The organism is Streptomyces sp. 8L (genome assembly GCF_020176795.1).
GTDB lineage: Bacteria > Actinomycetota > Actinomycetes > Streptomycetales > Streptomycetaceae > Streptomyces.
Window position 1 is genome coordinate 1 of the sequence record NZ_JAIUKE010000445.1, and the last position, 10,194, is coordinate 10,194.

The 10,194-nt window shown below is 75.0% G+C and carries 7 protein-coding genes; 5 read left to right on the forward strand and 2 right to left on the reverse strand.

Annotated features, from left to right (window positions below; translation table 11 throughout):
* The 3 genes from LCE31_RS30465 to LCE31_RS30475 form a co-directional block, all read left to right on the forward strand.
* Nucleotides 1–1,044 (forward strand): FecCD family ABC transporter permease (locus tag LCE31_RS30465; RefSeq protein WP_263632487.1); only part of this gene is annotated, 1,044 nt, incomplete at its 5' end.
* The gene (locus LCE31_RS30470) at nt 1,041–2,165 is read left to right on the forward strand and encodes a FecCD family ABC transporter permease (RefSeq protein WP_225020042.1); all 1,125 of its coding nucleotides are present in this window, start codon (nt 1,041–1,043) and stop codon (nt 2,163–2,165) included. The genes LCE31_RS30465 and LCE31_RS30470, both read left to right, overlap by 4 nt.
* Nucleotides 2,165–3,106, forward strand: a complete 942-nt coding sequence (locus LCE31_RS30475; RefSeq protein ID WP_225020043.1) for an ABC transporter ATP-binding protein — start codon at nt 2,165–2,167, stop codon at nt 3,104–3,106. The genes LCE31_RS30470 and LCE31_RS30475 overlap by 1 nt, the downstream gene beginning before the upstream one ends.
* Nucleotides 3,107–3,127: 21 nt before the next feature.
* Here LCE31_RS30475 and LCE31_RS30480 read toward each other — a convergent pair whose 3' ends face one another.
* A complete protein-coding gene (locus tag LCE31_RS30480) occupies nt 3,128–4,105 on the reverse strand; it encodes a hypothetical protein (RefSeq protein WP_225020044.1) in 978 nt (325 codons plus the stop codon).
* Between the two features lie 397 nt (nt 4,106–4,502).
* Between LCE31_RS30480 and LCE31_RS30485 the strand changes: the two genes are divergently transcribed.
* Complete coding sequence (locus LCE31_RS30485) at nt 4,503–7,103, forward strand: helicase C-terminal domain-containing protein (RefSeq protein ID WP_225020047.1); 2,601 nt, start codon at nt 4,503–4,505, stop codon at nt 7,101–7,103.
* Between the two features lie 35 nt (nt 7,104–7,138).
* Here the strand turns inward: LCE31_RS30485 and LCE31_RS41370 are convergent, their stop codons facing one another.
* Nucleotides 7,139–8,161, reverse strand: coding sequence for a VanZ family protein (locus LCE31_RS41370; RefSeq protein WP_374118594.1), 1,023 nt, complete (start codon nt 8,159–8,161; stop codon nt 7,139–7,141).
* Nucleotides 8,162–8,341: 180 nt separating this feature from the next.
* Here LCE31_RS41370 and LCE31_RS30495 point away from each other — a divergent pair, with 180 nt between their 5' ends.
* Complete coding sequence (locus LCE31_RS30495; RefSeq protein ID WP_225020045.1) at nt 8,342–9,988, forward strand: DNA repair helicase XPB; 1,647 nt, start codon at nt 8,342–8,344, stop codon at nt 9,986–9,988.
* Nucleotides 9,989–10,194 lie beyond the last annotated feature (206 nt).

Consider the following 10,194-nt stretch of genomic DNA (forward strand, 5'->3'; position numbering starts at 1 on the left):
GCCCCGGTCGCCACGGCGAAGACCCCCGCCCCGCCCGGCGGCGGACGGGCGCCGCGCGGCCGGCGGGTGGCCTGGACGGTGGCCGCCGTCGTGGCGCTGGCGGTCGCGGTCGTCCTCAGCCTCGCGCTCGGCGCGCGCGCCGTGCCGCCCATGGCCGCGGTCGACGCGCTCCTGCACGGCGGCCACAGCGACGACGCCGAGGTCGTGCGGCAGTTGCGCGTACCGCGCACGGTCATCGGCCTGATGGTCGGCGCGGCGCTGGCGCTGGCGGGAACGACCCTCCAGGGCATCACCCGCAACCCGATCGCGGACCCCGGCATCCTCGGCGTCAGCCAGGGCTCGTCCGTGGGCGTGGTGCTGGCGATCACCTTCGCCGGGGTGCACACGCTCAGCGGCTACGTCTGGTTCGCCTTCGCGGGCGCGGGCGCCGCCTCCGTCGCCGTTTACGCGATCGCCTCGCGGGGGCGCGGCGGCGCGACGCCCGTGAAGCTCGCACTCGGCGGCGCCGCGATCAACGCGCTGCTCGTCGCGGTCACCCAGGGCGTCCTCACGACGAACGCGGCCACGCTGGAGGAGTTCCGCTTCTGGCAGGTCGGCTCGCTGACCGGCCGCGAGGGCTCGGTGGCCGGTCAGGTCTGGCCGTTCCTGCTGGCCGGCGCGGTGCTGGTGGTGTACGTGGCACGGGGCCTCGACGCCCTCGCGCTCGGCGACGACGTGGCCGTCGGGCTCGGCCAGAACGTGGCCGTCGTCCGGATCGTCGGCGGCCTCGGCGCGACGCTGCTGGTCGGCGGCGGGGTCGCCGCCGCCGGGCCGATCGCGTTCGTCGGGCTCGCCGTCCCGCACATCGCCCGCGCGCTGGTCGGCACGGACCACCGGTGGGTGCTGCCGATGGCCGCGCTCATCGGCCCGGTGATGCTGCTGGTGTCGGACGTGATCGGCCGGATCGTCTTCCCGCCGAGCGAAGTGCCCGCGGGCGTGATGACGGCGCTGATCGGTGTGCCGTTCCTGGTGGCGCTGGTACGCAGGAAGGCGGTGCCGGCATGAGCGCGACGGACACGCCCGCGACCGATCGGGCCGCGACGCGTGCGGGGCGCCCGCGCGGTGCCCGGCCGGCGGGCTACGGGGTGGTCCGCGGGGGCCGGGGCGCGTTCCTGCTGCACCGGCGCGCGGCGCTCGTGGTGGGCGCGCTGGTGGTGCTGCTGGCGCTGATCTGCGTGGCGTACCTGTGCGCCGGCGACAGCTTCGTCGCGCCCGGCCGGGTGCTGCCCGTGGTCTTCGGCGGCGGACAGCCGGCCGACCAGCTGATCGTCGGGACGCTGCGCGAGCCGCGGATGGTGCTGGGACTGCTGGTCGGGCTCGCGTTCGGGATGTCGGGCGCCCTCATCCAGACCGTCGCGCGCAACCCGCTGGCCAGCCCCGACATCATCGGCATCAGCCAGGGCGCGGGCGTCGTGACGGTCGGCGCGCTGACCTTCGGCGTCACGTCGGGCACCCCCCTCCCGTACCTGTCGATCGCGGGCGGGCTCGCGGCGGCGGCCCTCGTGTACGCCTTCGCGTGGCGCGGCGGACTGCACGCGACGCGGTTCGTGCTGATCGGCATCGGGTTCTCGATCGCACTGAAGTCCGTCATCACGCTGTTGATGACGAAGGGCGATGTCCTGGTCGCCCAGCAGGCCCAGGTGTGGATGACCGGGTCGCTGAACGGGCGCGGGTACGACGAGGCGGCCCCGATGGCGATCACCCTGATCGTGCTGACGCCCGCGGTGCTGTGGGCCGCGTACGCGCAGCGCACCGTCTCCATGGACGACGACACGGCCACGGCGCTCGGCGTCCGGCTCGGCCGGGTGCGGCTCGGACTCGTCGTGACCGGCGTGGTTCTCGCGTCGGTGGCGACGGGCGCGGCGGGCCCCGTGGACTTCGTGGCGCTGATGGCCCCGCAGATCGCGCGGCGGATGACCGGCACGGCGCAGATCCCGCTGCTGACGTCGGCGCTGACCGGGGCGGTCGTCGTGGTCCTCGGCGACCTGCTGGCGAAGACGCTGTTCTCGCCGACGGAACTGCCGGTGGGCGTGCTGACGGCGGCCGTCGGCGCGCCGTACCTGATCTGGCTGCTGATACGGCGAAGCGGCGCGGGCACGCGGGCGCGGGCGACGGGAGGCAAGTGATGACGAACGGCGACAGCGACGGCAACGGCGTCGCACAGTCGGCGGAGGCCGCGGAGGCCGGGGCTCCGCCCACGGCGGGGGTCGCGGCGCGGCTGACCGCGCGGGGCCTGACCCTCGCGTACGACGACCGCACGGTCGTGACGGACCTCGACCTGGCGATCCCCGACGGCCGCGTCACCGTGATCGTCGGGCCGAACGCGTGCGGCAAGTCCACCACGTTGCGCGCGCTCGGCAGGCTGCTGAAGCCCAGGTCCGGCGCGGTGCTGCTGGACGGCGAGGAACTCGCGTCCGTCCCGACCCGGCGCATAGCCCAGTCGATCGGCCTGCTGCCGCAGTCGCCGACCGCGCCCGAGGCCATCACCGTCGCGGACCTGGTCTCCCGGGGCCGCCAGCCGCACCAGCGGTGGTGGCAGCAGTGGTCCGAGGAGGACGAGCGCGCCGTCACCGCCGCGATGGACCGTACGAACGTGACCGAGCTTGCCGACCGCTCCGTCGACGAGCTCTCCGGCGGCCAGCGGCAGCGCGTGTGGATCGCGATGGCCCTGGCGCAGGAGACGGACCTGCTGCTGCTCGACGAACCGACCACGTTCCTCGACATCGCCCACCAGGTGGAGGTCCTCGACCTGGTCCGGCGCCTCAACCACGAGCGCGGCAGGACCGTGGTGATCGTCCTCCACGACCTCAACCAGGCGGCGCGCTACGCGGACCACCTGGTGGCCATGAAGGACGGCGGCATCGTCGCCGAGGGCAGGCCGGCCGACGTGGTGACGGCGGACCTCGTCCGGGAGGTGTTCGGCCTGGAGGCGGTCGTCATCCCCGACCCGGTCACCGGCAGCCCCCTGGTCGTCCCCGGCACGCCGTACGCCCCGGCGGAGACGGAGACAGAAGCGGAGGCGGCTGCGGCTGCGGCTGCGGCTGCGGCGGAGGCGGCTCCGCGCTGACACACGCCCGCCGCGCCCGCGTCACCGTACGCGCCGCGACCGCCACACCAGGAACAGTGCCGACGCCACCGCCGCGACCCGCACCACCACGGGCCACGTGTCCGCGAGCGCGTGCCCCACCGTGCCGTCCGGAATCGGCTTGCCCCAGCGGTCGTTGAAACGGCCCCACAGCCAGACGACCCCGCCCGCCACCGACACGCCCGGCAGCCAGAACACCGCGATCTTCGCCTCGCTCCTCGACAGCGTCCGCGAGAAGTACGCGAGCACCCAGCCGGCCAGCAGCGCCCAGATGTTGCCCAGCACCGCGCCGAGCACCAGCAGCGCCGCCGTCAGCAGGGCGAACGGGCTCGTCAGCCCGAACCCGCCGGAGCCGCGCCGCCGCCACCACCCGCGTCGCGACTCGTCCTCGACGACGGCTTCCGCGACCGTCTCCGCGGCTGCCGCCCCGCCGGGGGCCACCACCTTCTCCAGCCCCACCGCTGACGGCGCCCCGCCGGCCCCGGGCGGACGCAGTATCTCCGGGATCTCGATGCCCCCGACGAACCCGCCCACGTGCAGCTGGCCCGGTCCCATCGCGCCCGGCGCGGGCCCCGGCTGGACCCGCCACCAGTCGGTGGCCTTCCCGTCGCCGCTCTTCGGGGTCCCCGGGCCCGTGCCGCGCTCGTCAAGACCCGCCAGGTGCGGTCCCGACGGCGCACCCCGGCCGGACGCCGGCTGCTGGGGCACGTACCCGGAGGAACCGGACTCCGAAGTCCCGGCGGGACCGCCGGACCCCGACGACGCCGAGCCGACGACCGTCTCGGGCGTCCCCAGCTCTCCGAGGATGCGCTTGACCGCCGCCGTGCTGTCGCCGCCCGCGCCGCCGCGCAGGCGGTCGATCTCGCCGCGCAGCGCGGACACGAGTCTCATCCGGTCGCCGGAGGGCATCTGTCGCTGATGGGCCACGTCGCCGACGCGGCTCAGATAGTCAAAGACCAGCTGGTCACTCTCGATCCCCACCACGCGATGGTGTCGAAGTCCTCCGCGCACGTCCAGTGCCGCCGCGGCCCACTTCCCGGGGCGCGCCGTGCGGACGCGCCGTACGGACGCGCCCGGCGCCACCCGCCGGCCGCACCCGGCACCCTCCGCCATCCACGCCCGGCGCCCTCCACCACCTGCGCCCGTGCCTCCCGCCACCCGCGTCCGGCGCGCTCCGGGGGGCCCGTACGGCGCGCCCCTGGGACCCGTGCCGGGCCCGCCGGACCCGTACGGTGGGCCCGCGCCTCCTGCCCTACGGGCTACCTTGGGTCGGATGGGGACAACGCCCCGCACCGAGGAGGCGCACGTGTCGGAAGGACGACCCGGCGGAGCAGGCCGCGGAGACGGCCACGAGGCCGCCCGCGAGGCAGGCGGCGGCATGCCCGGCGACGCGGACGCCGGCGCGCGCACCGCGCGCGGCAGCGGCGCCGCGGGACCGCCCCGTACCCTCGCCGAAGCGCTCCGCTCGCGGGGCGACGCGTCCCTGACCGCGCTCCTGCGCGCCCGCCCCGACCTCCTCTCCCCCGTTCCGAACGACATCTCACAGCTCGCGAGCCGCGCCGGGACCCGGGCCTCGGTGGTCCGCGCGCTCGAACGGCTCGACCGGTTCACCCTCCAGACCGCCGAGGCCCTGGCCGTAGCGCCCGAGCCCGCGCCGTTCACCACCCTGCGCTCGCTCGTCGCGGGCGCCGACGGCGACCCGGCCGTCGAGGCGGAACTTCCCGCCGCGCTCGGCAGGTTGCGCGACCAGGCACTCGTATGGGGCGACGACGACCGGCTCCGGCTCGTCCGCACCGCGCGCGAACTCCTCGCGCCCTCCGCCGCGCACCCCTCCCCCACCGGTCTCGGCCCGACGGTCGCCGAGGCGACGGGCGGCATGTCCCCCGGCCGGGTCCAGGAGATCCTGACCGCGACCGGGCTGCCGACCACGCACGACGCGGTCTCCGCCGTCGCCGCGCTGACCGGCCTGTTCACCGACCGGCGGCGGATGGGCGCCCTCCTCGACACCGCTCCCGGCGAGGCGCTGGCCGTGCTGGACCGGCTCGTGTGGGGGCCGCCGTACGGGGAGGTCAGCGCGAACTCCACGCCACCCGTGCAGTGGCTCCGCCAGCGGGGCCTGCTGCTCCCCACCTCCCCGCACACCGTCGTCCTGCCGCGCGAGGTCGCCCTGCACCTGCGCGGCGGCCGGGCGCACCGGTACCCGGAGCCGGTACCGCCCGCGCTGGAGCCGCGCGGCGCCTACAGCCCCGATGTGGTGGACAACGCGGCGGCGGCGCAGGCGTTCACCGCGCTCGACACCGTCGAGGAGCTCGGCAAGGAGTGGAACGAGGGCGGGCCAGGCGTCCTGCGCGCCGGCGGCCTGTCCGTACGCGACCTCAAGCGCACCGCGGCCGCGCTCGACACGACCGAGCAGCTCGCGGCGTTCTGGGTCGAACTGGCCTACGCGGCCGGGCTGATCGCCGCCGACGCGGAGGCCGACGAGCGGTACGCGCCGACCCCGGCGTACGACGACTGGCAGGAGCTGCCCGCCCCCGAGCGCTGGGCGGTCCTCGCGACCGCGTGGCTCGCGGCCACCCGCACGCCCGGCCTGGTGGGCGGTCAGGACAGCAGGGGCCGCACCCTGTCCGCGCTCGGCCCCGACCTGGACAGGGGCGCCGCGCCCGAGGTGCGCGGGCGGGTGCTCGGGCTGCTCGCCCTGCCGCCCGAGGGCACGGCGCCCACGCGCGAGTCGCTGCTGAACCGGCTGAACTGGGAACGCCCCCTGCGCGGCGCCGGGGTGACGGGCCGTACGGAGGACCTGCGGACCCGTCTCGCGAACTGGACGCTGGACGAGTCGGAGCTGCTCGGCATCACCGGCCGGGGCGCGCTGTCCTCGATGGGCCGCGCGCTGCTGCCCGAGGAGGCCGGCGACACGGCCGCGGCGCGGGCGGCGCAAGGGCAGGAGCCGGGCCCCGGCGACCCGGCGGCCTCCGACGCCGGGCCCCTGCGGGCCGACGCGGACGGGGCCGACGCCCCGGGCGCCCGGGCGGCCCGCGCCGCACGCGCGCTCGCCCCGCTGCTGCCGGAGCCCCTCGACCACGTGCTGCTCCAGGCCGACCTCACCGCCGTCGCGCCGGGGCCGCTGCTGCGGCCCCTCGCGGACCTGCTGTCCGTCGCCGCGGACATCGAGTCGAGGGGCGGCGCGACGGTCTACCGCTTCACGCCCGGCTCCGTACGGCGCGCGCTCGACGCCGGGCAGTCGGCGACCGACCTGCACGAGTTCCTCAAGAACCACAGCCGTACGCCCGTGCCGCAGCCGCTGACGTACCTCATCGACGACGTGGCGAGGAGACACGGCCACCTGCGGGTGGGAGCCGCGTCCGCGTACGTGCGCTCGGACGACGACACCGTGCTCGGCGAGATCCTCGCCGACAAGCGCTCCGCGAACCTGCGGCTGCGCCGCCTCGCGCCCACCGTCCTCGCCACCCAGGCCGACCCGGCGACCCTGCTGGAGGGCCTGCGCGCCATGGGGTTCGCCCCGGCGGCCGAATCCGCCGAGGGCGACGTGATGGTCACCCGAGCGCACGCGCACCGCACGCCCGCGCGCACCGCGCCCGCGCCGGTACCCGACGGACCGCCGCGCCCCGAACCGCTGCTGCTCGGCGCGGCCGTGCGCGCCATCCGCGCGGGCGACCTGGCCGCCACCGTCGGGCACAAACCGCCGGAGGGGGCCGAGCGGCCCACGGCCCGGACGACCGGCGAACCGCCGCGCACGACCGCCGCCGAGACCCTCGCCACCGTGCAGGCCGCCGTCCTCACCGCGTCCACCGTGTGGATCGGATACGTCAACGCCGACGGCGCGGCGAGCCAGCGCGTCATCGCTCCCGTACGGGTGGAGGGCGGCTTCGTCACCGCGTACGACCACACGGCCGACGAGGTCCGCACCTACCCGCTGCACCGGATCACCGGAGTCTCCGAACTGGCCGACGACCCCGCCTGACCGCGCCGCCCTCCGCCCGTCTCTCGCGCGGGCGGCTAGCGCCGGCGCAGCAGCCCGGCCAGGCCACCGGTGCGGCGCGCTCCGGCCTCCGGCGCCGGATCTCCGCCGTTGGACGGCGCCTTCGCCTTCGTACCCCCGGCCGCCGACGGCTTCGCCTTCACCGCCTTCTTCGCCCGCGGCTGCGTCTTCGGCTTCGGCTCCGTCTTCGCCTTCAGTTGCGTCTTCGGCTGGGTCTTCGGCTTCGTCTCCTTCTTCGCCTTCGCCTCCTTCGCCTGCGGCTGGGTCTTCGTCTTCGCGGGCCTGGGCGCCTTGCGCTCCAGCGTCTCGGGCGCCTTGTCCCGCTTGAGGGTCTTCAGCGTCCGCCGGGCCCTGGCCCCCTTCGCGGCCTTCGTCGCCCCGGTCCCCCTGGGCTCCTTGGCCCCCTTCAGCTCCCGGTACTTCTCGGGCGTGGGCGACAGCGCGTCCACCCGCGCGGACCGGCCCGCGCGACCCGCCCCGCCGAGACCGCCGAACCAGCCGCGCCGGACCCGCACCGGCCGCGGGTCGGCGAGCGCGTGGTACTTGTGGCCGATGATCCTGCCGACCAGGACGTAGGCGATGATCGCGCCCGACGTGTTGAGGATCACGTCGTCCACGTCGAAGGCACGGCCCTCGATCAGCGCGCCCTGGGCCAGTTCCACCAGCACCATCACGAGCGCGGTCAGCAGCACGACCCGCACCATGCGCAGCCTGCGCGGCACGAGCACCGGCAGGATGACCCCGAACGGCGCCCCGATCAGCAGGTTCCCGACGATCTGCTTGCACGCCCCGAGGAACGTGTAGTCGTCGGCGTACTGCCGCAGCGAATGGCCGGGCCGCAGGTTGGCTCCCGCGATGTCCTTGGACGCGGGCGAGGGCGTGAGCGTGAGCTCCGCCAGCAGCACGGAGAACGCCACCAGCGCGGCGAACGCGAGCACGAAGACCAGTACCCGTAAGGCCGTACGACCCCAGCTCCGCCTCATCACGACCTCGTGATCGCCGATGTCACCCGTCCCCGGAGATTCCGTTTCTGCCGTCATGCGGTGCGGATGCCCCGGCCGCCCCGGCCCATTCGGCGCGCACACCCCCACCCGTAGACCGCCTACGGTCTCTTACGGTCCCGACACCGGACCCACCCCGTATCCGCCCGCGATGGGCGACACTGGACGTTTGGCGTACCGCACGGGTGGCCATCGGCACGGGCACGGAAGGGCGCGACAGTGAACGGACCTCTCATCGTCCAGAGCGACAAGACGTTGCTGCTGGAGATCGACCACGAGCAGACGGACGCGTGCCGCCGTGCCATCGCGCCGTTCGCGGAACTGGAGCGCGCGCCCGAGCACATCCACACGTACCGCCTCACGCCGCTCGGCCTGTGGAACGCGCGCGCGGCCGGGCACGACGCGGAGCAGGTCGTGGACGCGCTGGTGGAGTTCTCGCGCTACCCGGTGCCGCACGCGCTGCTGGTGGACGTCGCCGAGACGATGGCCCGCTACGGGCGCCTCACCCTCGCCAAGCACCCCACGCACGGGCTCGTGCTGACCTCCACGGACCGGCCGGTGCTGGAGGAGATCCTGCGCTCGAAGAAGGTGCAGCCGCTGGTCGGCGCCCGCATCGACGACGACAGCGTCGCGGTGCACCCGTCCGAGCGCGGACAGATCAAGCAGACCCTGCTGAAGCTCGGCTGGCCCGCGGAGGACCTCGCCGGGTACGTGGACGGCGAGGCCCACCGCATCGAGCTCGACGAGGAGGGCTGGGGGCTGCGCCCGTACCAGAAGCAGGCCGTGGAGAACTTCTGGCACGGCGGCTCCGGCGTCGTCGTCCTGCCGTGCGGCGCGGGCAAGACGCTGGTCGGCGCGGGCGCGATGGCCGAGGCGAAGGCGACCACGCTGATCCTCGTCACGAACACGGTCTCGGCGCGGCAGTGGAAGCACGAGCTGGTGCGGCGGACCTCGCTGACCGAGGACGAGATCGGCGAGTACAGCGGCACGCGCAAGGAGATCCGGCCGGTCACCATCGCCACGTACCAGGTGCTCACGACGCGCAGGAAGGGCGTCTACCCGCACCTGGAGCTCTTCGACTCGCGGGACTGGGGCCTGATCGTCTACGACGAGGTGCACCTGCTGCCCGCGCCGGTCTTCAAGTTCACCGCGGACCTCCAGGCACGGCGGCGGCTCGGCCTCACCGCGACGCTCGTACGCGAGGACGGCCGCGAGTCGGACGTCTTCTCGCTGATCGGGCCCAAGCGGTTCGACGCGCCGTGGAAGGAGATCGAGGCGCAGGGCTACATCGCGCCCGCGGACTGCGTGGAGGTGCGGGTCAACCTGACCGACAGCGAGCGGCTGGCGTACGCGACGGCGGAGACCGAGGAGAAGTACCGGTTCTGCGCGACGACGGACACCAAGCAGAAGGTGACTGAGGCGCTCGTGCGCAAGCACAAGGGCGAGCAGACGCTGGTGATCGGCCAGTACATCGACCAGCTGGACGAGCTGGGCGAGCATCTCGGTGCCCCGGTGATCAAGGGCGAGACGAGCAACGCGCAGCGCGAGGAGCTGTTCGAGGCGTTCCGGCAGGGCGAGCTGTCGGTGCTGGTCGTGTCGAAGGTCGCGAACTTCTCGGTGGACCTTCCGGAGGCGACCGTCGCCATCCAGGTGTCGGGCACGTTCGGCTCGCGCCAGGAGGAGGCGCAGCGGCTCGGCCGGGTGCTGCGGCCGAAGGCGGACGGGCACGAGGCGCGGTTCTACTCGGTCGTCGCGCGGGACACGATCGACCAGGACTTCGCGGCGCACCGGCAGCGCTTCCTGGCCGAGCAGGGCTACGCCTACCGGATCATGGACGCGGACGAGCTGCTGGCGGGCGACGCGTAACGGCCCCGGGCGCGGCACTTGCGTGGTGGCGCCGCGTCCAGGGATCAGCCGCCGTGTGGAGCCCGTGGGGTCCGTGGTGTGCGAGGGGCGGGGACGGCGTTGCGGACGCGGACGCCGGCCTCCTCCGCGTACTCGCCGAGAACGGCCACGTCGAACGCGGTGGCCACGAAGACCCTGACCGCGATCAGCGCGCCGCCGACGACGTC

What these genes read in the sequence shown, in the direction of transcription:
- LCE31_RS30470 (WP_225020042.1), top strand. Translation starts at nt 1,041, where the DNA reads ATGAGCGCGACGGACACGCCCGCGACCGATCGGGCCGCGACGCGTGCG.
- LCE31_RS30475 (WP_225020043.1), top strand. Translation starts at nt 2,165, where the DNA reads ATGACGAACGGCGACAGCGACGGCAACGGCGTCGCACAGTCGGCGGAG.
- LCE31_RS30485 (WP_225020047.1), top strand. Translation starts at nt 4,503, where the DNA reads ATGCCCGGCGACGCGGACGCCGGCGCGCGCACCGCGCGCGGCAGCGGC.
- LCE31_RS41370 (WP_374118594.1), bottom strand. Translation starts at nt 8,161, where the DNA reads ATGACGGCAGAAACGGAATCTCCGGGGACGGGTGACATCGGCGATCAC.